19 protein-coding genes are annotated in these 23,472 nt (G+C 71.2%); 10 read left to right on the top strand and 9 right to left on the bottom strand.

Features of this window, described 5'->3' with window-relative positions:
- Positions 1–169: 169 nt before the first annotated feature.
- The 3 genes from EV186_RS34510 to EV186_RS34500 form a co-directional block, all read right to left on the bottom strand.
- Positions 170–1,495, bottom strand: coding sequence for an LCP family protein (locus EV186_RS34510; protein ID WP_279538352.1), 1,326 nt, complete (start codon positions 1,493–1,495; stop codon positions 170–172).
- Between the two features lie 95 nt (positions 1,496–1,590).
- A complete protein-coding gene (locus EV186_RS34505) occupies positions 1,591–2,847 on the bottom strand; it encodes an SAM-dependent methyltransferase (RefSeq protein WP_133853686.1) in 1,257 nt (418 codons plus the stop codon).
- 60 nt (positions 2,848–2,907) lie between these two features.
- Positions 2,908–3,603 carry an alpha/beta hydrolase gene (locus EV186_RS34500; RefSeq protein WP_133853685.1) on the bottom strand — a complete coding sequence of 232 codons (696 nt, stop codon included), beginning with the start codon at positions 3,601–3,603 and terminating at the stop codon, positions 2,908–2,910.
- An 85-nt stretch (positions 3,604–3,688) separates the two neighbouring features.
- Between EV186_RS34500 and EV186_RS34495 the strand changes: the two genes are divergently transcribed.
- From EV186_RS34495 to EV186_RS34485, 3 genes are read left to right on the top strand one after another with little or no spacing between them, the layout of a single operon-like run.
- Entirely contained in the window at positions 3,689–4,522 is an 834-nt protein-coding gene (locus EV186_RS34495; protein ID WP_133853684.1) for an alpha/beta fold hydrolase, read from the top strand.
- A complete protein-coding gene (locus EV186_RS34490; protein ID WP_133853683.1) occupies positions 4,519–5,085 on the top strand; it encodes a nucleotidyltransferase family protein in 567 nt (188 codons plus the stop codon). Before EV186_RS34495 ends, EV186_RS34490 begins: the two co-directional genes overlap by 4 nt.
- Positions 5,082–5,807 (top strand): sugar isomerase domain-containing protein, encoded by a 726-nt coding sequence (locus tag EV186_RS34485; RefSeq protein ID WP_133853682.1) that lies wholly within the window; start codon positions 5,082–5,084, stop codon positions 5,805–5,807. The genes EV186_RS34490 and EV186_RS34485 overlap by 4 nt, the downstream gene beginning before the upstream one ends.
- Positions 5,808–5,830: 23 nt before the next feature.
- Here EV186_RS34485 and EV186_RS34480 read toward each other — a convergent pair whose 3' ends face one another.
- On the bottom strand, positions 5,831–6,784 hold the full coding sequence (locus tag EV186_RS34480) for a quinone oxidoreductase family protein (protein WP_166659461.1): 954 nt from the start codon (positions 6,782–6,784) through the stop codon (positions 5,831–5,833).
- Positions 6,785–6,866: 82 nt separating this feature from the next.
- Between EV186_RS34480 and EV186_RS34475 the strand changes: the two genes are divergently transcribed.
- On the top strand, positions 6,867–7,415 hold the full coding sequence (locus EV186_RS34475; RefSeq protein ID WP_133853680.1) for a TetR/AcrR family transcriptional regulator: 549 nt from the start codon (positions 6,867–6,869) through the stop codon (positions 7,413–7,415).
- Here the strand turns inward: EV186_RS34475 and EV186_RS34470 are convergent.
- Positions 7,402–9,249 carry an ABC transporter ATP-binding protein gene (locus tag EV186_RS34470; protein ID WP_133853806.1) on the bottom strand — a complete coding sequence of 616 codons (1,848 nt, stop codon included), beginning with the start codon at positions 9,247–9,249 and terminating at the stop codon, positions 7,402–7,404. The genes EV186_RS34475 and EV186_RS34470 overlap by 14 nt on opposite strands.
- 125 nt (positions 9,250–9,374) lie before the next feature.
- On the opposite strand from EV186_RS34470, the gene EV186_RS34465 reads away from it, so the two are divergent.
- Positions 9,375–10,622, top strand: a complete 1,248-nt coding sequence (locus tag EV186_RS34465) for a glycosyltransferase 87 family protein (protein ID WP_133853679.1) — start codon at positions 9,375–9,377, stop codon at positions 10,620–10,622.
- A 33-nt stretch (positions 10,623–10,655) separates the two neighbouring features.
- Here the strand turns inward: EV186_RS34465 and EV186_RS34460 are convergent, their stop codons facing one another.
- Positions 10,656–10,865: a helix-turn-helix domain-containing protein gene (locus EV186_RS34460; RefSeq protein ID WP_133853678.1), complete on the bottom strand. Its 210-nt coding sequence runs from the start codon at positions 10,863–10,865 to the stop codon at positions 10,656–10,658.
- A 196-nt stretch (positions 10,866–11,061) separates the two neighbouring features.
- On the bottom strand, positions 11,062–12,690 hold the full coding sequence (locus EV186_RS34455; protein ID WP_133853677.1) for an ABC-F family ATP-binding cassette domain-containing protein: 1,629 nt from the start codon (positions 12,688–12,690) through the stop codon (positions 11,062–11,064).
- A 171-nt stretch (positions 12,691–12,861) separates the two neighbouring features.
- Here EV186_RS34455 and EV186_RS34450 point away from each other — a divergent pair, with 171 nt between their 5' ends.
- Together EV186_RS34450 and EV186_RS34445 are read left to right on the top strand one after the other, a co-directional pair.
- On the top strand, positions 12,862–13,638 hold the full coding sequence (locus EV186_RS34450) for an SDR family oxidoreductase (protein ID WP_133853676.1): 777 nt from the start codon (positions 12,862–12,864) through the stop codon (positions 13,636–13,638).
- 143 nt (positions 13,639–13,781) lie between these two features.
- A complete protein-coding gene (locus tag EV186_RS34445; protein ID WP_133853675.1) occupies positions 13,782–14,117 on the top strand; it encodes a hypothetical protein in 336 nt (111 codons plus the stop codon).
- 64 nt (positions 14,118–14,181) lie between these two features.
- Here the strand turns inward: EV186_RS34445 and EV186_RS34440 are convergent, their stop codons facing one another.
- Together EV186_RS34440 and EV186_RS34435 are read right to left on the bottom strand one after the other, a co-directional pair.
- A complete protein-coding gene (locus EV186_RS34440; RefSeq protein ID WP_133853805.1) occupies positions 14,182–16,992 on the bottom strand; it encodes a S8 family serine peptidase in 2,811 nt (936 codons plus the stop codon).
- A 216-nt stretch (positions 16,993–17,208) separates the two neighbouring features.
- Positions 17,209–18,768, bottom strand: a complete 1,560-nt coding sequence (locus EV186_RS34435; RefSeq protein ID WP_133853674.1) for a deoxyguanosinetriphosphate triphosphohydrolase family protein — start codon at positions 18,766–18,768, stop codon at positions 17,209–17,211.
- A 36-nt stretch (positions 18,769–18,804) separates the two neighbouring features.
- On the opposite strand from EV186_RS34435, the gene EV186_RS34430 reads away from it, so the two are divergent.
- From EV186_RS34430 to EV186_RS34420, 3 genes are read left to right on the top strand one after another with little or no spacing between them, the layout of a single operon-like run.
- Positions 18,805–19,896 carry a lycopene cyclase family protein gene (locus tag EV186_RS34430; protein WP_341815956.1) on the top strand — a complete coding sequence of 364 codons (1,092 nt, stop codon included), beginning with the start codon at positions 18,805–18,807 and terminating at the stop codon, positions 19,894–19,896.
- Between the two features lie 41 nt (positions 19,897–19,937).
- Positions 19,938–21,971 carry a hypothetical protein gene (locus tag EV186_RS34425; RefSeq protein WP_133853673.1) on the top strand — a complete coding sequence of 678 codons (2,034 nt, stop codon included), beginning with the start codon at positions 19,938–19,940 and terminating at the stop codon, positions 21,969–21,971.
- Positions 21,964–23,460 (top strand): hypothetical protein, encoded by a 1,497-nt coding sequence (locus EV186_RS34420; RefSeq protein WP_133853672.1) that lies wholly within the window; start codon positions 21,964–21,966, stop codon positions 23,458–23,460. The genes EV186_RS34425 and EV186_RS34420 overlap by 8 nt, the downstream gene beginning before the upstream one ends.
- Positions 23,461–23,472 lie beyond the last annotated feature (12 nt).

The following is a 23,472-nucleotide window of genomic DNA, read 5'->3' as shown; positions in this document are numbered from 1 at the left end:
GTGAGCCGGTCATGACGCTCGCGGGGCTGTCCACCGGCGGCCAAGGGGAACGGGACGCAACCCAACCACGGAAACCCACGAAGCCGATGCGTGTCGATTCAACGCAACCGCTTCCGGAAACTCCGGAGAGGCGGGTCGGCAATCGCCGACCTGGGTTGCGACCCCTACCTCAGCCGGTCGAGTTGATCAGGTCGGCCGGGATGGCGCGGTCGTGGTTCAGGTCGTCGAAGAACTGCGGCGCCTTCTTGTCGTCCCACTCGATCACCGAGCCGATCCCGGAGACGTTGTGCGAGGCGGCCGCGTCCCACGGGACCGTCGTCGTGATCAGGCTGCCGTCGCCCGCACCGGACATGGCGAACGCCAGGCCGGGCAGGTTCCACAGGTGATCACCCGAGTCGACCGTGATCGCGTCCGGCGCGTCCGCGATCAGCGGGATCATCCGGAACGGGTTGATCATCGTGCCGAAGCTGGTGGCCTTGTCGGTCAGCGCGCTGATGAACTCCCGTTGGTGGGTCACGCGATCGAGGTCGGCCCGCGCCGTGGCCCGGGTGCGCACGTAACCCAGGGCGTTCTTGCCGTCGAGTTCCTGGCAGCCGGCCTTGAGCTTGATGCCGGCCTTCGGATCGTTGATGGCCTTCTTCACGCAGATGTCGACGCCGCCCACGTCGTCGACCAGGTTCGCGAACCCGCCGAACCCGATCTCCATGTAGTGGTCGATGTGCAGCCCCGTCTTGCCCTCGACGGTCTTGACGAGCAACTGCGCCGCGCCCTCTGCCTTGCCCTGCGCGTAACCGTGGGCGTACGCGGCGTTGAGCTTGTTCTTCTTCCAGCCCGGGATGTCCACATAGGAGTCACGCAGCAAGCTGACGAGCGTGGGCTTGGTGTCGTTGTCCGGGATGTGCATGAGCATGATCGTGTCGGTGCGCTGGCCGCCCGCGTCGCCGGTGGACAGCTCCTTCTCCTGCTCGGCGGTCATGCCTTCGCGGCTGTCCGAGCCGACGATCAGCCAGTTCGTGCCCGCGCCCTCGGCGGGACGACCCGGGTAGTCGGTGATGGCCTCGACCCGGTTCATGGACAGCTCGACGTACAGGCAGGCGGCCACGATCAGCAACAGGATCACGCCGAAGACGCTGAGGACGATCCGGCCCCAGCGCCGCCCCTTGCGCGGCCGAGCGGCCGGCGCCACCCCGCCTGGACCAGCAGGACCGCCCGGGCCACCAGGACCGCCCCGCTGCGGCTCGCCGTACTCGTCGCCGTAGGGATCGGCGTACTGGTTGCGGTACTGCTGTTGCGGATCGGCACGCCGAGGCGCCGCGTTGTCGTAGTTGACCCGGCGGCCGTACTCGTCGTAATGCTGGCCCTGCTGGTGCTGGCCCTGCTGGTGCTGGCCCTGCTGCGGCCGGCCGTAGTCGTCCTGACCACCGATCGGCAGCTTCTGGGTCCGCCCCGGCGCGGGACGGCGCGAGTCCCGTGGGTCCCCGTACCCGTAGCTCACGACAGCGGCGCTCCCTCGTATCGGTGTTTTCGGGCTTTTGTATGCAGACGTGCCACCCGGAAACAGGTTGCGCCACCAGACCCTAGTGGGGTCGTTCAGCCGATGCTGAACTGGCGAACGCCCAGGTAGCCCGCGCGGAAGCCCGCCTCGGAATACGCCAGGTAGAACTCCCACATCCGCCGGAAGGTCTCGTCGAAGCCCAGGGCGCCGAGTTCCTTGGACCGGGTCGTGAACGTCTCACGCCACTTGCGCAGCGTGCGCGCGTAGTCCATGCCGAAGTCCTTGAACGCGCGGATCCGCAGCGACGTGTTCTTCGCGACGGCCTGCTCGATCGCGGTCACCGACGGGATGATGCCGCCGGGGAAGATGTACTTGTGGATCCACGTGTATGACGACTGCGTGGCCACCATGCGGTCGTGCGGCATCGTGATGGCCTGCAGGCCGAACCGGCCGCCCGGGCGCAGCAGCTTGCCGACCGTGCCGAAGTAGACCGGCCAGTAGCGCGCGCCGACCGCCTCGATCATCTCGACGCTGACCACGGCGTCGTAGCTGCCGTTGGCCTCGCGGTAGTCGCGCAGCAGCACCTGCACGCGGTCGGCGACGCCCGCTGCCGCGATCCGTTGTTCGGCAAGGGCTTTCTGCTCGGTGGAGATGGTGAGCGAGGTGACCCGCGCGCCGCGCTGGGCCGCCCGGATGGCGAGTGCTCCCCATCCGGTGCCGATCTCCAGCACGTGGGTGTCCGGCCCGACGGCGGCGTAGTCCAGCACGCTGTCGATCTTGCGGCGCTGCGCGTCGGCGAGGTCGTCGCTGCCCGGTGCGAACAACGCGCTGGAGTACGTCATGGTCTCGTCGAGGAAGGTCGAGAACATGTCGTTGGACAGGTCGTAGTGGCGGTGGATGTTGTGCCGCGCACCGGCGATCGTGTTGTCCTCGGTGTCGGGCTGGGTGCGTTCGACGAACCGGCGCAGGTTCTGCAGGCCCGGCGGGATCAGCACGGTGAGCCGCTCGGCGAACACGGTGAGCAGGTCGGCCAGGGCCTGGCTGGTCCAGTCCCCCACCATGTACGCCTCGCCGAAGCCGATCTTGGCGTCGGCGCCGAGGCGGTGGAAGAACGCGCCGGGCCGGTGCAGGCGCATCTCCGGCGCGCCGGCCCCACCCGCGCCGAGCGTGCGGCCGCCCGGCAGCACGACGCGGACCGGCAGCGAGCGCACGGCGCGGTGGAAGAGCGCCGCCGCGATCTTCGCCTTCACCGGTGCCTGCGGTGGCTGGGCGAGGTCGCCCCACCGCGCCGGGTCGGGCTTGTCGTCGGGCCGTGCGCCGCCACGCGCGGAGAGTTCTGCCGCGGTACTCACTCCGACACCTCCTCCACCTCGGTGCGCCCCAGCGCACCCACCATCACCAGTAAACGCGGGTCACAGCGGAATTCGTAGCCCGCCGGGCGCCGGTTGGGTCATCGCCTTCGTCACGTCCACTTCGAACGGCTCGAGCTCCAGCGCACCCAGCACGAACCGGGTGACCAAACGGTTCCAGTCCTTCGCGCGCAGGAGCATCGCGTGCTTCTCGCCACGCACGTCGTAGCGGAGCACGCGGTCGGTGACGGCCTTGGCACGCGTCGCGTACGCATAGGACTCCCGCGGGTCGGTGACCCGGTCGGCGTCGCCATGCGCGATCAGCACCAGCCGCCCGCCAAGCTGGTCGACCGGTTCGCCGGGCGGGGTCCACGGGGCGAGCGCGCAGACCGCGGTCACCGCCTCGTCGTCCGCCACGCGCAACGCGACCCGCCCGCCCATCGAGTGCCCCACCAGCAGGATCGGCACGCCGGGGTGCCGCCGGCGAATGCGCTCCAGCGCCCACCTGGCGTCGGCGACCGGGGACAGGTCCGGTGCGTTCCAGCCCTGCACGAGGTCGCGCAGCAGCCAGGTCGCCACGCCCCGGTGCGCGCTCGCGCGGGCGATCGCCTTGGCGATGGGCACCATTCGCAGGTAGGCCAGGCTCAGCGCGTGCACCGGCCGCCGGCCGTGCTCGCGCCCGCCGTGCAGGACGAGCACGACGGCTTCGGTCTGCCCTTGCGCGGGCCACACCCGGATCGCGGGTTCCGTTCGGGTCACAACGTCGATATTCGCAGCCAATCGGCGTTCGGACGTGGTGAGCACGCTCACGGTCGTGTCGGTGGTGGGCGCTATGGTCGGTTCCGTGGTCGATCACATCCAGGTAGCGACACCCACGGGGACGTTCGACGGGCTGGCGGCCGGCCCCGAGGACGGGCGGCAAGTCCTGTTCCTGCACGGGTTCCCCGAGTCCGCGCAGCAGTGGGAGTACCAGCTGGGCGCGCTGGGCGCGAACGGCCTGCGCGCGGTCGCGTTCGACCAGCGCGGCTACTCCCCCGGCGTGCGGCCGCCGGATGTGGCCGACTACAAGGTGGACGAACTGGTGGCCGACGTGCTCGCGGTGGCCGACGCGCTCGGCTGGACCAAGTTCGACCTCGTCGGGCACGACTGGGGCGCGGCCGTGGCGTGGCACGCGGCCGCCCAGCACGCGGACCGGGTGCGGACACTGGCCGCCGTCTCCGTGCCGCACCCGGCGGCGTTCGCGACCGCGCTGCGCGAGGACCCCGAGCAGCAGACGATGTCGCGCTACATGCAGACCTTCCAGGGCAAGCAGGCCGAGAAGCAGCTGCTGGCCGACAACGCGAAGGCGTTGCGGCAGATGTACGACCGCAAGCCGCCGCCCTCACGCATCGAGGACTACGTGCAGCGCTTCGCCGAGGAAGGCGCGCTGACCGCCGCACTGAACTGGTACCGCGCGATGAAGTTCAACCCGCCGTGCGGGCCGGTGGCGGTGCCGACGCTGTACGTGTGGAGCACCGAGGACACCGCGCTGGGCTCGACCGGCGCGTTTGGCACGGCCAAGCACGTCACCGGGCCGTACCGGTTCGAGATGCTGGAGGACGTGTCGCACTGGGTGCCCGAGGAGGCGCCGGAACAGCTGAGCGCGCTGCTGCTCGAACACTTCGCGGAGCACCCGTGAGCGTTGCCGGCGTGCTGCTCGCCGCCGGTGGCGGGCGGCGCTTCGGCATGCCGAAGGCGCTGGTGGAGCACCGGGGGCGGCTGCTGGTCGAGCACGCGGCCGCGGTCCTGCGCGACGGCGGGTGTGAGCCGGTGGTGGTCGTGCTGGGCGCTCAGGCGGCCGAGGTCCGGTCGCGGGCCGCGCTGGGCGATGCCGTGCTGGTGGACAACCCGGACTGGGCCTCCGGGATGGGATCGTCGTTTCGCGTGGGCTTGGCGGCGCTGACCGCTGTCGATGTGACGGCGGCCGTCGTGGTCCCGGTCGACACACCCGGCCTGACAGCGGCGGCCGTCCGGCGCGTGGCGTCCCTGGTGACCACGGAGACGTTGGTGCGCGCGGTGTACGACGGCGAACCCGGGCACCCGGTCGCGCTGGGCCGGGCACACTGGGCGGGCGCGGTGGCCGGTGCCACGGGCGACAAGGGGGCACGGGAGTATCTGCGGGATCATGACGTGATCAACGTGGACTGCGCCGACGTGGCCATCGGCGCCGACGCCGACCGACCGGAGGACTTGCCGACATGAGCCCGGAGTTCGGGGATCTGGTGCGCAAGCACCTCGACGCGGTGGACAAGCGCAACGCCGAGGCGCTGACCGATGTCGCGGACCTGCTCCTCGCCTGCATCCGCGCGGACGGCCTGATCCTCTCCGGCGGGGCCGGCCACTCGCTCGCCGCGGTGGCCGAGACGTTCTACCGGGCCGGTGGCCTCGCGTGCGTGCGCCCGCTCTACCACCACGACCTGCTGCCCATGCACGGCGCGATGACCTCGACGTCGACCGAGCGCGAGCAGGGGCTGGCCGCACGCGTGCTGCAGGAGGTCCCGCTGTCGGGCCACGACGTGGTCGTGGTGTTCTCGACGTCCGGGGTGAACCCGTACCCGGTGGAGCTGGCGGTGACCGGGCGGGCGATCGGCTGCCCGGTGATCGCGGTGACCTCCGGGCCGGCCAGTGCCGCGGCCCCGCCCCGCTCCGCCGCGGGCACCCTGGCCGAGAACGCGACGATCGTGCTGGACACGCTGGTCCCGCCGGGCGACTCGGTGTACCCGCCGGAGGCGCCGCACACGGCCGCACTGTCCACTGTGGTCAACGCCTACCTGTGGAACCAGGTGCTCGCCAAGCTTTCCCAGACGGCGGCGGCGATGCACCAGGAGCTGCCGCTGTGGCGGAGCTCGAACGTGCCGGGCGGCGACGAGGCCAACTCGAGCCTGCTGGCGAAGTACGCGCCGCGCGTGCCCCAACTGAGCTGAACCGCCGTTGAGCTGAGCCGCTCTCACGGCACGAGCACGACCCGGCCCACCAGCCGGCCCGCCTCCAGCCGGCGATGGGCCTCGGCCGCGTCGGCCAGGGGAAGCACCGCCTCGATCACCGGCCTGGCCACCTCGCCGCGCGCCGCCGCGGCGAGGAAGCCGGGCAGGTCGACGCCGAAGATGTCGGCGGCCCAGCCGGGGCCACCGCAGCCGATGACCCGCAGACCGCGTTCGCGCAGCTTCGCGGCATCGAGTGCGGTGGGCGCACCGCTCAACGAGCCGTACACCAGCATCCGGCCCGTGCCCGGCGTCAGGACGTCGAGCAGCCGGTCCGCGACCGCACCGCCGACCATCTCGAACACGACGTCGACCTTGCCGGGCAACCGATCCGGCCAGTCCGGTGTGGAGTGGTCGAGGACCACCTCGGCCCCGAGCGCACGCACGCGGTCCCGGCCTGGCGCCGTGCCGGCCGTGGCGACGACCCGGGCGGACCGGCCGGCCAGCGGCACGAGGTAGTTGCCGATCTTGCCCGAGCCGCCCTCGATCAGCGCGGTCTCGCCCGTACCCAGGCCCGCCTTGCGCGCCAGCCCGAACGCCATCGCGCCCGGCGCGGCCATCGCGACGACGTCGGTGGGCTCGAGTCCGTCGGGCACGGCGGCCAGCATCGCGAGGTTGGCCACCGCGAACTCCGCGTACGAGCCGCGACCGCCGGTCACGCCGACGAAGCGCCGGTCCCGCACCGCGGGCTCGACTCCGGGGCCGACGGCCTCGACCACACCGACCGCCTCCGCGCCGAACACCACCGGCAGCGGGAACGGCATCGGGATGGCGCCGGAGCGCATCCGCGTCTCGCCGGCGCTGACCGCGGCCGCCTCCACCCGCAGCAGCACCTGGCCCGGCCCTGGTGAGGGCACGGGAACCTCCGCGGGAACCAGCACCTCGGGACCACCGGTTTCCCGTAGCACCACCGCACGCATGAAGCCTCCACTAAGTGAACCGTCGGTCCAGTTACTGGTGGCTACCATATTGACCGACGGTCCAGTTGTCTACGGAGGAACCATGCCGGAGCGCGCCGACGCCGCTCGCAACCGCGCGGCGATCCTGCGTGCGGCCGAGCGGCTCCTGGCCGAGAACGGCCGCGTCTCCGTCGAGGAGATCGCGCAGGCGGCGGGCGTCGGCAAGGGCACGGTCTTCCACCGGTTCGGCAGCCGCGCCGGCCTGATGCGCGCGCTCATGGAGACGCGTGTGGCGCACCTGACCGAGGCCATCGAGACCGGTCCGCCGCCGCTCGGACCCGGGGCACCCGCGACGGACCGGCTGAGCGCCTTCCTCGACGCGGTGGTCGACCTCGCCACCCGCAACGTCGCCCTGGTCGCCGCCTACGAAGAGGAAGAACGCCAGGCGGGCGGGGTGTACCAGTACTGGCACCGGCACGTCAGCACGCTGATCGCGCAGGCACGACCCGAACTCGACGCCGAACTGCTCGCCCACATCCTGCTCGGCGCGCTGCACAGCGACCTCGTGTTGCACCTGGTGCGCCGCGGCGACACCGGCCGGCTCACGGCCACGCTCCGCGAGCTGGTCGCCCGCCTGCTCAGCCCGCGTTAGCCACCTTGTCGTCGAACTGCGTGTGGTACAGGTCGGCGTACCGGCCTTGGGCGGCAAGCAATTCCTCGTGCGTCCCGCTCTCGACGATCCTGCCGTCCTCGATGACCAGGATCTGATCCGCCGCCCGGATCGTGGAGAGCCGGTGCGCGATCACCAGCGCCGTGCGGCCTTCGAGCGCGTGCGTCAACGCCTCCTGCACGGCGACCTCGGACTCGGAGTCCAGGTGGGCGGTCGCCTCGTCGAGGATCACGACCCGGGGCTGCGCCAGCAGCAACCGGGCGATGGTCAGGCGCTGGCGCTCGCCGCCCGAGAGCCGGTACCCGCGCTCGCCGACCACGGTGGCCAGCCCGTCCGGCAGCGACTCCACCAGCGGCGCCAACCGGGCCCGCCGCAAGGCATCCCACAGCTGCTCGTCGGTCGCCGAGGGGTCCGCGTAGGCCAGGTTCGCCCGGATCGTGTCGTGGAACAGGTGACCGTCCTGGGTCACCACGCCGACCATGTCGCGGATGGCGTCGAAACTCAGGTCCCGGACGTCCACACCGGACAGTCGGACGGCGCCGGAATCCACGTCGTAGAGCCGCGGCACCAACGACGCGATCGTCGACTTGCCCGCGCCGGAGGACCCGACGAGCGCCACCATCGACCCCGCCTCGGCCCGGAAGCGGACGCCGTGCAACACCTCCACGCCGCCCCGCTGGTCCAAAGTGGCCACTTCCTCCAGCGACGCGAGCGAGGTCCGCTCGGCACTCGGGTAGCCGAAGTGGACGTCGTCGAACTCCACGGACACCGGACCGGTGGGCGCCGCCTGCGCGTCCGGCCGCTCCTTGATCATCGGTTCCAGGTCGAGCACCTCGAAGACGCGCTCGAAGGAGACCAGCGCGGTCATCAGGTCGACGCGCGCGCTCGCCAGCTGCGTCAGCGGCGAGTAGAGCCGGGTCAGCAGCAACGCCAGCGACACGACCGTGCCCGGCTCGATCCGGCCGGTCAGCGCCAGGTAGCCGCCGAGCCCGTAGACCAGCGCCTGCGCGAGCGAGGAGACGAGCGTCAGCCCGGTCATGAACCAGCGGGTCAGCATCGCGTTGCGCACGCCGATGTCACGCACCCGGCGGGCCCGGTCGGCGAACTCGGCGGACTCGAGCCGCGGTCGCCCGAACAGCTTGACCAGCGTGGCGCCCGGCGCGGAGAACCGCTCGGTCATCTGGGTGGTCATGCCGGCGTTCAGCCCGGCCGACTCGCGTTGCAGGTCGGCCATCCGCTTGCCCATCCGGCGGGTCGGGATCACGAAGAGCGGGAGCAGGACCAGCGCGAGCACCGTCACCTGCCACGACAGCGTCAGCATCACCGCGAGCGAGAGGGCCAGCTGGATCACGTTGGTGACCAGCCCCGACAAGGTCGAGGTGAACGCCCGCTGCGCGCCGATCACGTCGTTGTTCAGCCGGCTCACCAGCGCGCCGGTGCGGGTGCGGGTGAAGAACGCGATCGGCATCCGCTGCACGTGCTCGAACACCGCGCGGCGCAGGTCGAAGATCAGGCCCTCGCCGATCCGCGCGGACTGCCAGCGCTCCAGCACCCCCAGCAACGCGTCCACGATCGCCACCAGCGCGATCACCAGGGCGAGCACGACCACCGTCCGCGCGGCGCCGTGCCCGACGATCTCGTTGACCACCTGGCCCGCGAGCAGCGGCGTGGTCACCGTCAGCACCGCGGAGATCACCGTGAGCAGGAGGAAGACGATCAGCATCCTGCGGTGGGGCCCGATGAACCCGAAGACCCGCCGCATCGTCCCCTTGGCGATGCCCTTCGGCGCCTTCTCCCTGTTCATGGCGCTGTGCATGAGCATCCATGCTCCGTCCACGGCGACCTCCCCTCGAATGTTGAATGACAACACCACATCGTCGTCCAGGCTTCCCGGTTGGATAGCCTTCCCCCGCGACATCCGGGGGCAAGAGGGGCGAGGTCATGGCGATGTTCCGCGGTGTGCGGGCCGACCTGCTCGTCTATGGGGCCGGTTTCGTGTTCGCCGCCGTCACCACGTTCGCCTCGGAGTTCTACGGTTACCGGGTCTGGGGCAACGTCGCGGCCATCGGCTACCTGATCGCTTTCGTGCACGTGTGCTGGCTGGGCACCGGCGACCGGGCCGCGGCGCCGAAGGTCCTGCGCTCGCGGTGGACACCGGTCGGCGTGGTCGGGGTCTTCGCGATCGTCGCGCCGATGTTCTACCTGATGTTCCGCCGGTCCCCGAACTACGTGTGGGGGCCGTGGCCGTGGTCGTTCCCGTCGCAACCCGAGGTCTGGGTGGTGGAGCGCTCGGCGCGGCTGCTGATCGACCACGGCACGCCGTACACGAACCTGGACGCGCTCGGGCGCGCGCCGGTGCCCGACGACTACACGCCCTACGGCCCGGCGATGACGATCTTCGGGCTGCCGCGCGCGGTGTTCGGCAACTCGGGCATCACCGACGCGCGCTTGATGTTCGTGCTGGGCAGCGCGGTGGCGATCGGTCTCGCGCTGTGGGTGCTGGGCAAGCCGAAGGTGCCGGTGGGGGCCGGGCTGCTCATGATCGCCAGCCCGCTCACCACCCTCATCGCCAGCACCGCCGGCGACGACCTGCCGGTGATCGCACTGGTCGTGCTGGCCACGGCGCTGGCCGCCCGTGATCACCGGCCCGCGTCGGCGGCGTGGTCCGGTGTGGTCTGCGCGCTGGTCGTGATGATGAAGCTGACCGCGTTGCCCGCGCTGGGCGTGCTCGCGGTCTTCGTGCTCGCCAGGACCAGGTGGCGCGGTTTCGCCGCCTTCGCCGGCGCGCTGCTGGCCGCCGGCGCCGTGCTCGTGGTGCCGGTGCTGGTGCGCGATCCCGGGTCGTTCGTCGAACACGTGATCAAGTTCCCGGCGGGGCTCGGCCGCGCGCATTCGCCCGCGGCGAGCCCGCTGCCGGGTCACCTGATCGCGTCGACCGGATCGGCCGGCCACACGATCGCGTTGCTGCTGTTGCTGCTCGCCGGTGGTGCGATGATCGCGTGGCTCGTGCTGCGCCCGCCGCGCACCGGTGCGGACGCGATGCTCCGGATCGCCGTGGGCCTCGCCGCCGCGATCCTGCTCGCTCCGGCGACCAGGTGGGGGTACCTGGTTTATCCCGTGGCGATGCTCGGCGCCGTGATCGCGTTCCGTGCCGTGGCCGAGCAGCGGCACGAACAGACGCCGGGGTGATCGCGGGCGCTGGGCCCGGTCGACCGAGCTGAACTACTTCTTCTTGGTGCGCGTGGCACCACCGCGACCGCGAAGCGTCACGCCGGACTCCGACAACACGCGGTGCACGAAGCCATACGACCGACCGGTCGATTCGGCCAAGGCCCTGATGCTCGCGCCTTTTTCGTACTTCTTCTTCAAGTCGGTGGCTAGCTTGTCGCGGGTGACGCCCGTGATCCGCGCGCCTTTCTTGAGGTCAGCCACGTTGTCCGCCTTCCGTCGCCAGGGTTGGGAGCACGTACGACCCCTCCCCGCGCAATGATCGAACAACCTTGCCCGGAATGCCAGACGAGCCAGCGAAAACGTGCGGAAGTCGCCCGATCGCACGTACCCCGCGACCGGGGTGGTGATCCGCTGATCACCCGATCGCGGGGTCCCAAACGGTTGCTCAGCAACCTTTTCAGGCGAGTTGGACCAGTTCGAGGTAGTCCGGCGACCAGTGATCCTCGGTCCCATCTGGCAACAAGATCACCCGCTCGGGTTCCAGCGCTTCGACCGCGCCGGGGTCGTGGGTGACCAGCACGACCGCGCCCTCGTAGCGGCGCAACGCGTCGAGCACCTGCTCGCGGCTGGCCGGGTCGAGGTTGTTGGTCGGCTCGTCCAGCAGCAGCACGTTCGCCCTGCTGGAGACCAGTCCGGCCAGCGCGAGGCGGGTCTTCTCACCGCCGGAGAGGGTGCCCGCGGGCTGGTCGAGCTGCTCCCCGGTGAACAGGAACGCGCCGAGCAGGGTGCGCAGCTGCTGTTCGGCCGCGTCGGGCGCGGCGTGGCGGATGTTGTCCCACACGCTGGCCTCGTGATCCAGCGTCTCGTGTTCCTGGGCGTAGTAGCCCAGGCGCAGGCCGTGGCCTGGCTCGACCTGGCCCGAGTCGGCCGGCTCCATGCTGCCGAGCAGGCGCAACAGGGTGGTCTTGCCCGCACCGTTGAGACCGAGGACGACCACTCGCGAACCGCGGTCGATGGCCAGGTCGACGCCCGCGAACACCTCGAGCGAGCCGTAGGACTTCGACAGGTCGGACGCGGTCAACGGCGTCCGGCCGCAGGGCGCGGGCTCCGGGAACCGGATCTTGGCGACCTTGTCGGCCTGGCGGGCGTCGTCGAGACCGGCGAGCAGCTTCTCCGCACGGCGGGCCATGTTCTGGGCGGCGACCGCCTTGGTGGCCTTGGCCCGCATCTTGTCGGCCTGCGCCATCAGGGCGCCCGCCTTCTTCTCGGCGTTGGCCCGCTCGCGCCTGCGCCGCTTCTCGTCGGTGGCGCGAGCGTCGAGGTAGCGCTGCCAGGTCATGTTGTAGAGGTCGACCTCGCCGCGGGTGGCGTCGAGGAACCAGACCTTGTTGACCACGTCGGCGAGCAGTTCGACGTCGTGGCTGATCACCACGAGGCCGCCGCTGTGGCCCTTGAGGAAGCCGCGCAGCCAGTTGATCGAGTCGGCGTCGAGGTGGTTGGTCGGCTCGTCGAGCAGCAGGATGGTGCCCGCGCTGCCGCCCGCGCCCGCATCGGACGCGGCGAACAGGATGCGGGCGAGCTCCACGCGACGGCGCTGACCACCGGACAGCGTGCGCAGCGGCTGGGCCAGCACGCGGTCGGGCAGGCCCAGGTTCGAGCAGATCCGGGCGGCCTCGCTCTCGGCGGCGTACCCGCCGAGCGCGGCGAAGCGCTCCTCGAGGCGGCCGTAGCGGCGCACGGCGCTGTCGCGCTGGGCCTCGGCGGCGTGCTCGGCCATGGCCGTCTGGGCCTTCTCCATCTCGCGCAGCAGCTCGTCAAGCCCGCGGGCGGAGAGCACGCGGTCCTTGGCCGTGACGGAGAGGTCACCCTCGCGAGGGTCCTGCGGGAGGTAGCCGAGCTCGCCGGAGCGGCGCACTTCGCCGCCGTAGGGCTCGCCCTCGCCGGCCAGGACGCGCAGCGTGGTGGTCTTGCCTGCGCCGTTGCGGCCGACCAGGCCGATGCGGTCGCCCGGCTGGATGCGGAAGGTGGCGCCGGAGAGCAGGATGCGCGAACCCGCGCGAAGTTCGATGTCGGTTGCGGTGATCAACGGAAGGCTCCTGGATTGCGTGGCCGGGCAGGGGTCAGCTGCTCGCCTGCCGTGACAAGCGAGCCCTCCGGTCACCTATTCCGTACGAACCACGGAACACACTCTACGTGAGGGCCGCCAGTCGATTGCGCCGGGCTTCTGGCTAAGCGATCGCTTAACTAGAGTGCGGGCATGACATCCGAGTTCAGCGCGAGGTTCACGGGCAAGGCCGCGATCGTCACCGGGTCGAGCAGGGGCATCGGCTACGCCATCGCCGAGCGGCTGCTGCGCGAGGGCGCCGCGGTCACCATCTCCTCCCGCAAGGAGGAGCAGATCAACGCCGCGGCCGAGCAGCTGCGGGCCTCCGTGGACGGGGCTCGCGTGCTCGCCGTGCCCGCCAACACCGGCGTCGACGAGCAGCGCGAGGAGGTCGTGCGGCGGACCGTCGAGGAATTCGGCTCGCTCGACGTCCTGGTGAACAACACGGGCATCAACCCGACGTACGGCGCACTGGCGGACGCCGACCTGAACGCGGTCCGCAAGATCTTCGACGTGAACGTCGTCGCGGCCCTTGGGTACGTGCAACTCGCGCTCAAGGCCTGGATGGCGTCACATGGGGGTTCGATCATCAACATCGCGTCGGTGGCCGGGCTGCGGTCCTCCGGCGTGATCGCGGCGTACGGGGCCTCGAAGGCGGCCTTGATCCGGTTGACCGAGGAGCTGGCTTGGCAGCTCGGGCCTTCGGTGCGCGTGAACGCGGTGGCGCCCGCGGTCGTGAAGACCAAGTTCGCCGAGGCGCTCTACACCGGCGGCGAGGAACAGCTGAAGAACAGCTACCCGATGAAGCGGCTCGGTGAGCCGGAGGACGTGGCCGGGCTGGTGGCGTTCCTGGCGTCGGACGAGGCGGCGTGGATCACCGGGGAGACGGTCCGCGTGGACGGCGGTTTGCTGGCGACCGGTTCGCTGTAAGGGATCGGGATTGCCTACGGTGCAACGTGTTCCGGCCTAAGAAGCGATTTCGCGCTCTTAGCGTCGAGGCCCGTTCGCTCGGTCGGGCGTAAGGGGTCCGCGACACGCGGAAGAGGTACGGTCTCGCCGGTACGTTGCCCGACATGAGCACGAAGCTGGAGCGACGGATGAGTCGATGCGAAGAGGACCTGGAAGCCATCGGCTCCACCGCCTTGAGCATCCGCGACACCGTCGAACGACACACCGGGCAACTGTTCAAGATCCGAGGGGAAATCAATGCCCTCGGCGAGATGGTCACCGACACGAGAGGGGAGATCCTCGAAGTCAAGTTGGTGCAGAGTCAGCAGTCGAGGACTCTCGACGAGCACAGCTCCGTGCTTGCCGAGCACAGCAAAGCACTGACTGAGCTCCGCGGGGGCATGGCCGAGCTTCGCGGGGGCATGGCTGAGATCCTGCGCCGCTTGCCCGCCAACGACTGACCGAACCAAACACAGCGGGGCCGCTCCCAACCAGGAGCGGCCCCGCCGTTGTCTCACATATCTGTCAAGCGGTCACGAAACCGTTGATGTGCAACGAAACCGCACGGATCGAGCCGGAGTCGCCGGCCGCGACGTCCGTGATCTTGAACGTCCACGTGCCGTCCGCCGAGCCGTTCTCCAGGCCGGCCAGGGCGTCCTGCGGCCGCCAGGTGCCGGTGAACGGTGCCCGGCCCGAGGTCACCGAGGAGAACGGGTTCGCCGCCGCGTCGTCGAAGACGACCTGGCAGAGGTTGTTGCCACCACTGCCTTCCTGGGAGAACAGCGTTGCGGTGGTGCCGTCCGGCGCGGTGAGTTCGCCGACCAGGTCGCCCACGTAGGTGTGGTCGATGCCCACCGTCGTGCTGCCCGTGTCGGTGCTGCAGGCGGTGCCGTCGATGGAGAACGTCAGCTTCGACGGCCTGCCGATGCCGCTGACCGGGATGGTCACGCTCGCGCCGACGTTGCTGTTGTCCGGGATCGCCACCGGCGCACCGGAGTACGCGAAGTCGTGCGTCACCGGATCGGGCCGCCCGATCGGGATCGGGAAGCTCTGCGTCGTCGGCGACAACGCACCCGCGAACGACACCTTCGCGTTCAGCACCACCGGCACACCCACCGGCTGGGTCGACGGCACGACCACGGTGAAGGTGTTCGTCTTCGTCGCGCCCTTGGCCACCGTGCCGTAGTTGCGCGAGCGTGGCTGGATCGTCACGCCCGGCGTGCTGGAGGTCAGCACGACGCTGGTCGACACGGCGCTCGCGTCACCGACGTTGGTGACCGGCAGGGTCACGGTGACGGTGTCACCCGGGTCGACGTACTGCCCGCCGTCATTAGCGGCGATCGTCGGCGTCCCCGCCTGGACAAGCGGCTGCGGGCTCGCCCCGGTGTACGAGATCACCCGGTTGGCCAGCACCACGCCGTGACCGCTGCGCGGGTCCACGCCGGCGGGAGCCAGGTCGATCGCGGTGTTGATGAACGCCTCACGCAGCTCCGCGCTCGAGATGCCGGGGTTGCCCGACAGCACGAGCCCGGCGATGGCCGCCGCGTGCGGTGCCGCCGCCGAGGTGCCGAAGAACGGGTCGAAACCGCTGACGCTGGTGCGCACGCCGTCCGCCGCGGTGATGTCCGGCTTCTGCCGTACCTGACCACCGCTGGACGACACGTTGCCCGGCGTGTACGGGGTGCCGTCGGCCGCGTAGAACATGTGGCGCGGACCGTCGGAGGTGAACCGCTCGAGCTTCGAGGTCTTCGAGAACGCGTTCGGGTACGGGCCCGCCGGGTTCGCCGGGTCACCCGGCTCCAGGTCGAACGGCAGCGGCACGCTGGCCGGTGCCGCCGCGACGCTGAACGCGTCCTTGGCCGCGGAGTGGCCGAAGGTCACACCCGGGGTCACGAACGCCTTGAGACCGTCGGCGGAGTCCGAGAACCGGCCACGCAGCGCGGAAAGCGAGAAGTAGCGGTCGGCGCCGCGGAACTTCACCACCGCCAGGCGCAGCCCGCTACCGCCGAACCCCGGGGTGTTCAGCCGCTCGTAGGGGTCCTGGGTGCCGTTCTGGACGTCCTGGCTGAACGACACGACGTTGCCCAGCGAGTCGAGCAGGTACAGGTCGTAGTCGTTGTTCGACGCGCCCAGCGGGTCCGACCAGTTCAGCGTGACGGGCACGTTCGCCGACGAGTCGTCGGAGATCGGCTCGTAGATCTGGATGCCGGGGCCCGGGTCGAAGTCGTGCGCGGTGCCCGCGAACTTGCCGACCGACTGGCCGGAGTCGACGAAGTCGCCCTCCCAGTGCCCGGCGGTGCCGTCGATGGTGTTGCCCTCGTTGCCCGCCGACGAGAAGTACTGGGCACCGTCGGCGGTGACGTCGTTGACCGCCTGCGCGATGATCCAGTCCTGGAACGGGGACTCCTTGAAGTAGCCCACGTCGTCGACGATGACGTCGCAGTGCGCGTCGAAGCGCAGCGCGCGGATGTTGTCGGCGAAGCCCGCGTCGGACTCGAACGCGGTGGCGAAGCCGAGCGCCGCACCGGGTGCGACGTCGTGGATGATCTCCAGCATCGCGGTGCCCTCGTCGCCTTCGCCGGCCTGGCCGGGCAGCACGTCGACGTGGGAGAGCTCGCCGGATGCCTCGGATGCGGCCAGCGAGTCGACGCCGTCGGACAACGCGCAGATCTTCACGCCGACGCCGGTGACGCCGGGGTGCGCACGCACGGTGTCGGCATTGTGCGTGCGATCGCCCTCGCTGGTGATCGCACCGGCGCGCGGGGTCGCGGCGGCTTGCCTCGCCGCCGCGGCGATCCGGGCGTCGCGGGCCTCCTTGGTCTCGGCGGGCGCGGCCTTGCCGTCGGCCGCCTTGGGCGTCGCGTGGTCGGTCATCGCGCCGTCAGCGGCCTCGACGTGCTTGACGTCGGCGCGGGCGGCGAGCGACTGCAGGGCGGTCAGCGGCACGTCCGCGCGGATCGACGCGAAGTGCTCGGAGACCACGTGGACCGCGGCACCCGACTTCGCCAGCGCGTTGAGCAGACCCTTGGTGACCTTGGTGGCGCGGATGTCGACCGACACGGTGCCCTTTGTGGACACCTGGGCGGCGTTGTTGCCCAAGCGCGGCAACACCGCGGCGACCGACCGGTCGGTCGACGACTTCGCCGCGACGAGCAGCTTGCTGTCGATCTTGGCGTCGGTCTTGGTCTCGTTCTTCTTCAACGCCTGCAAGGCGCTGATCTGGTTGCCGGCGTTGGTGATCGCCGAACTCTGCATGCCTGCGTCCGGCTCCGCGGCACTGGCCGGAGTCACGAAGCCGAGGGTGACGAGCAGGCAGGTGGCACTGGCCACCACCATCCGGCTGCTCGTAGGTCGAACGGGTTTACGCACGGGGCCTCCCGCCTCAGTGCGTGCCCCGACTCACGCCCACCGTTGCCGGGGTCGTGGTTGCCCCCCGGCCGCGCAAACCTATGGTCAGGATGTTTCGCCCACAGCGCCCAATCGGACGAACTCTTACCAATGCGAAACATTCGCATTTACCAGTTTTGACCCGGTTTGCGCTGTTCGTGCGCGTCACAGGACGAAGGTGTCCGACCAGGGTTGCGCCGAACGGCCGGACAACGCGTCCAGCAGGATCGATGCCTGACCGTCCGTGAGCGACGCGACGAAGTCGATCACCGCCCGGCCCCGGGCCAGGGCACGCACGGCGTCCGGTCCGGACGGCCGTTCGCCGCTCGGCGCGGTCAGCACCTCGGGTTCGTCGGCCAGCAGGCCCGCGTACTCGGCGGACGCGAGTTCCACCAGGTCGTGCAGCCGACGGGGTAGCCGGCTCACCTCGTAGCGGTCGCCGAGCCACTGCTCGAGCGCCTCGACCAACGCGGTGAGCAGCCGCGCCTGACCACGTTGGTGCAGCGCGAGATCGGGGCGCAGCAACACGAAGCGGCGGTGCACGAACTTCAGCACCTGCACCTCGTGCCACTGCTGCGCGGCGAGCACGACGTGCCCGGAGCGGGTCGGCGGGTCGGTCAGCAGGCCGATGTCCTGCACCAGCCGCGCCGTCCACTGCGCACTGAACCCGGCGACCGCCTGCTCGGCTTCGACGGAACCGTCGAACGGCACGGCGAGCAGACCGTCCACAAGGGACTCGCGCACGCGGGACACGGCCGCAGCGAACGCGTCGTCGGTGGCGATCCAGTCGTCCTTGGCCTGCAGCCGGCGCCGCAGCCGTTCCAGCGAAGCACCCGGAACGCGTTGCCGGGTGGCCAGTTCCGCGTCGCTGAGCGCGGCGAGCGCGCGCCGGTCGGACTCCCAGCGACCGAGCTCGGCGGCCACCGGCGCGTGCTGCAGCACCGAGACCCGGTGGAAGTCCTCCAGGTCGTGGATGGCGTAGGCGATGTCGTCCGCGGTGTCCATCACCGACGCCTCGACGGTCTGCTGCCAGTCGGCGATCACGCCCTCGAACGGCGCCCGCGCCTCACGCATGTCGTCCAGTTCGGTGACGTAGGCGGAGAACTTGGCGGCGCCGACACCCGGCGTTTCGGCCGGCTCGGCCGCACCGCGCGGCGGGATGGGCATGTCGCCGGGGTGCGGCACCGGGTGGCCCCGGCGCGTCCACGGGTACTTGAGCATGGCCGCGCGCACCGCCGCGGTCAGGTCGAGCCCGGCCGCCGTCGGGCCCCTGGTGTCGGTGGTGGTCACGATGCGGAAGCTCTGGGCGTTGCCCTCGAAGCCGTCGGGCAGGGCGAAGCGGTGCCGGGCCAGGCGGTCGAGGACCTGCTCGCCGAGGTGGCCGAACGGCGGGTGCCCGAGGTCGTGGGCCAGCGCCGCGGCCTCGGCGACGTCCGGGTCGCAGCCGCCCAGTTTGTCCAGTGTGGACGCGAGGTCGGGGTCGGCGACCATGCGTTCGGCGATCGCCCGGGCCACCTGCGCGACCTTGATGCTGTGGGTGAGCCGGTTGTGCAGCAGGCCGGACCCGCTCGCGCTGACCACCTGGGTCACGCCGCCGAGCCGGGCGAAGAACGGCGAGACGGCGATCCGGTCGCGGTCGACCCGGAACGGCGTCGACGCGAGGTCGGCGGGACCGGGGGCGGCGTCGCCGGAGCGGCGGTGCACACGGGCGTCCTGCTGTGCCATGGGGACAGACGGTAACCCGTGTGGTGGGATTTCGTCGTGCAGGTGGCAGACGTGCTGGTCGCGGGCGCGGGCCCGGCCGGCTGGGCGCTCGCGCACGCGTGCGCTGATCGTGGCCTCCGGACCGCGTTGGTGGCGCCCCGGCCGCGGCGGGTGTGGTGGCAGACCTACGGCGTGTGGGCCGACGAGTGCGGACCCGCCGTGGCGAAGACGGTGTCCGACGCGATCGCGTTCGGTCGTCGGGAACACTCGCTGAACCGGCGCTACGCCATCCTCGACAACGACGCCACGCTGCGGAAGCTGTCGTCGGCCCCGATCGCCGTCCTGGACGACCGGATGACCGCGCGCCACGACGGTCCACTCGGCAGCACGGTCGAGCTGGCCTCGGGCCGGTTGGTCGCAGCGGCCCTGGTGATCGACGCGACCGGCGCCGCACGAGACACGGGACGGGGCACGGGAGGGGGCGCGGCCGAGCAGACGGCCGTGGGCGGCTACGTGTCCGACGCCGCCGACCTGGTGCCACCGGGCAAGGCGCTCTTCATGGACTGGCGTGGCGGCGACGGCACGTTCCTGTACGCCGTGCCCGTCGGCGACCGCGTGCTGGTGGAGGAGACCTCACTGGCGGCACGACCGGGGATGGCGCTGGCGGACTTGCGGGCGCGGCTGGCCCGGCGCGGGCTTGCCCTCGACCCTGCCCTCGGCGAGGAGCGGGTGCGGTTCCCGCTCGACGCGCCCCGGCCCCGCGGGCCGGCGTTCGGCGCCGCGGCGGGCCTGATCCACCCGGCGACCGGGTACAGCGTCGGCACCAGCCTGACCCTCGCGCCGAGCGTGGCCGACGCGATCGCCGAAGCCCTCCCCCGTGGCCCGGTCGCGGCCCGGCACGCGGTGCGGCAGACGGTGTGGCCACGGTCGGCACGCCTCGTGCACGCCTTGCGCCGCAAGGGTTTGCGCGCGTTGCTGCGGATGCCACCCGCACGCCTGCCGGACTTCTTCGACGCGTTCTTCGCCCTGCCCGCCGAGTTGCAGCACGCCTACCTGTCGGGTCGCACGGACGTCCGCGGCACCGTCGCCGCGATGGCCGCGCTGTTCGGATCGTCGTCGTGGGCGGTCAAACGAGACCTTGCCCGATAACGAAAATCGCTCACCGCGCGATAGAACTCTTGATGTGGCCGTTGAGCGGACCCAGGAACGGTGAGGCGACGAGCACCGGCTCGGCGCCTGACCGGATGCAGAGCTTTCTCGCGGCCCTGCGGCACACGCCGATCCCGACCGCGCCCCCGCCGCACGACGCGTTCCAGGCGGCCCTCGGGCTGAACCTGCTCGCACTGGCCCTGCGCCGCGACCACGTGGAGCGGCTGTCGGAGAAGCTCGCGCTCGCCGACTCCACCCACATGACCCGCTCGGTCACCGTCGACGTCAACCTCGCCGCGCTCACCGACGAGCAGCGCCGGGCGCTGCGTTCGGACGCGATCGGCTCGACACGGCCGCCCACGACGATCTGGCTGCCGATCGCCCGGCAGGCCCGCACCGACCTCGCACCGGTCGTCGTGCGCGACTCGGTCGGCAAGGTCATGCCGCGGCTCACCCAGGTGCAGGCCGCGCGGGCGATCAAGCAGGGCATGCGCAAGGCGTTCCGGATGCTGCTCGACTCCGCGCCCCGCACCCGGCTGATCGAGCACGTCCGCGCCGACCTCAACCGATCGCGCTGGCTGATCGAGGCGACCATCGCCAACATGATCGACAACGGCGGCCTGCGTTCGGGCCCCGAGCTGGCCGGCAGCGTCGAGCACCACGCCGACGGCGACACCATCCTGTCGCGCAGCAAGCAACGCCTCGCCGAGCCGGACACGATCCGCGCGCTCGCCGAATGCACCGCCCGCGAGCTCTTCGCCCAGGACAGCTCGCTGCTGCACCTGCTCGCGATGGCCTCGACGGAGTACCTGCTCGTGGTCGAGGTGCCCACCGACCACCCGCAGGTCTTCCTCGCCTTCGACGCGCCGGTCATCCCCGCCCGCTCCAACGACCGGCTCGCCCGATGGCTGACCTTCCACCACGAGTTCACCGTCAGCTACCGCACGGTGATCCCGCGGGCGGTCGACTCCTACCACGTCACCGTCGAGGTGCCGCCGGAGATCAACATCAGCCGGTTCTTCCTGACCAGCGACGTCGACCTGCCCGCGCGGCGCGCGCTCGTCGAGGACATGCGGGCGGTGGCCCGGCGGTACGACCGGCTGCTGGCGGTGTCGCCGAAGCTGCTCGAACTGGAGCTGCAGAGCATCGGCTCCCGCCTCGCCGAGTTCGGCCGGCGACGCTTCCGCGACCTCGAGACCTTCAAGGTCTACATCGGACAGTGCTACGCCACGACGAGCCGGCGCTCGCCCCGCTTCCCCGCCCCGGCAACCACTCCGGCCGGTCTCGACCTCGACCGGCGGGTCGTCACCGGCCTCGCCCGGTTCGCCGAACGCTACGAGACCGGGTACTTCTCGAAGCTCGAACCGTCGATGCCGGCCGCCGTGCTGGAACACCTCGCCGACCAGGTCGAGGCCGCGGAGCTGGAGAAGGACATCTACGTCGACAACGACCCACGCGAGAACGCCGGTCACACCCGGTGGCAGCGCCGGCCCTACGGCGGCGACACGCAACCGGTCGAACCGGTCTCCGCCACGGTCTACATCGCGCTGGCCGACAACCGGCCGTCGCTGGCGACGAACGTGTCGACCCTGCTGATGGCCGTGCTGCTGCTCGTGCTCGGCGTCGGGCTCGTGCTGTGGCAGCTGAACCCGCAGGACGGCAGACAGCCGTTCCCGGCGGCGGACGCGATCGTGACCACGCTGCTGCTGGTTCCCGGCCTCATGCTGTCCCGCCTGGACATTCCGTCCTACCGCGCGGTGCTCGGCCGGCTGCGGTTGTTGCCGCGCTACATCGCCTACGGCTCCGTGGTCGTTGCCGGTGCGCTCGCGTTGTGGGTGGCGACGATGCGCGCGGCGAACCTGGCCCCCGCGTTCGGCATCGCCCTGGTGATCCTTCTGCTGGCGCTGCTGGTGATGGCGGCCGACGGGATCGCCAAACGCGTGCGGCGCTTCGGCCGGGTGCCGGTGCGGACGGTGAGCCCGGGCTGGCTGATCGACGAGGTCACCGAGCGGCGACCACGCAAGCTGCGGCAGTGCGCGGTGGAGTTCTCGACGATGGGTCACGACGATGCCTGAGGTGAACCGCCACTACCCCGCCCTCGCGGCCGCCGCGGCGCGGGTCGCCACGGCGGGCAGCCCCGCGGTGTCGTTCACCGTCACGCACTTCGGCTCGGGCGCGGGCTCGACGGCGATCGCCCCGCCCGGCGAGGAGCACGGCATCGCCACTGAGACGCTGTCGTTCTACCTGGCGGACCTGGGGTTCCGGCTGCACACGTGGCCCTCGCGGCTGCCGACCCTGCCGCCGGGCGGCGCGACGGTGCGCCGGGTGCGCACGCCCGAGGACAACACCCGGATCTACTCCGGCACCGTCGCGATCAACCTGGACTTCCTCTATGACACCGCACGCGGCTCGGAGATCCTGCTGACCATCAGCCACGACCGCTGGCGCGCGGACTACCGCGACACGCTCATGCTGGCCCGGGCGTACCAGGCCATGACCGCGGCGACGCACGCCGCCGGGGTGCCGGTGCTGTTCCTGCAGTCGCCGGTGTCGTCGTTCCGCGACGCTCCCCGCCGCTACCGCCACGACGGGTCGGGCGAGGCGCCGCGGACCGCGAACGCGTTGGCGGTGCGGATGCTCGCCGGCTTCGAGGACCCGGACAAACGCCACCACGTGATCGGTGAGATCGCCGAGCTCGCCGCCGAGCTCGGGATGGGCCTGCAGCTCTCCGACCGGCGCTTCGGCAAGGTGCGCGGCGAGTGGTGGACGGTGCTCAGCATGGACGCCGAGCGTTACGAGCAGCGCAAGCGGGAGTTGTTCTCCTGGGCGGCCGACGGCGTGCCCGACACCGTGCGGCTGCTGACTTTCGTGGGTCCCGCGCGGGTCGGGTCGACGGCGGCGATCGTGTCGGACCTGGCCGCCCGCAACGTCGGCATCCTCGCGGTGTCGGAGGCGTCGTTGCAGCAGCTGGCGTTCATCAACCTCGTCGTGCCGATGGCGCCCGCCCGGCGGCACCGCAGCTCGTCGAGCGAGGACGGCGTGTGCCCGGTGGACGTGGGCCTCGGGCTGGTGGCGCGCGACTGCGGGCTCACGCCGCGCCAGCAGGTGCACGACCAGCACCGCAGACCCGGCGACGAAGAGGCCGCGGGCTACCAGGTGCTGGTGACCGGCCCGATCCCGCTGGCCGAGGACGTCGAGCCCGTGCACCGTCCACTGTGGCTCTCGTGGGAGGTGCCGACCGAGGCGGGCGACGTGCCCGAGGCGACCATGCGGTTGCTCGGGTCGGACGACCGGGTCGTTTCCGTGCGGCTGGACTACCTGCGTGTGCGGGCGTTGCCCGGCGGCAGGCAGCGGGGCCGGGCGAAGATCGCGGTGGCGCTGGCCGAGCACCTGGACAAGCCGGAAGACCGGACCCAGGTGCCACCCGCGTTGAGCCTGCTCTGCCCGTGGGCCCAACGAGAGGTCGCCGCGCGGCTCGTCGCCACCCACGTGCCGTCGCGGGCGATCAGCATCCAGCTCGCGTGGCGGGAGCGGTGGATCGGCCGGACGTCTGCCGTCGTGTGAGCGCAGCGCAAG

Origin of the sequence: Labedaea rhizosphaerae (assembly GCF_004362825.1) — a bacterium.
Taxonomy (GTDB): Bacteria; Actinomycetota; Actinomycetes; order Mycobacteriales; family Pseudonocardiaceae; genus Labedaea; species Labedaea rhizosphaerae.
Note: the sequence above shows the minus strand (reverse complement) of the source record. Positions and strands in the feature narration are given on the sequence as shown.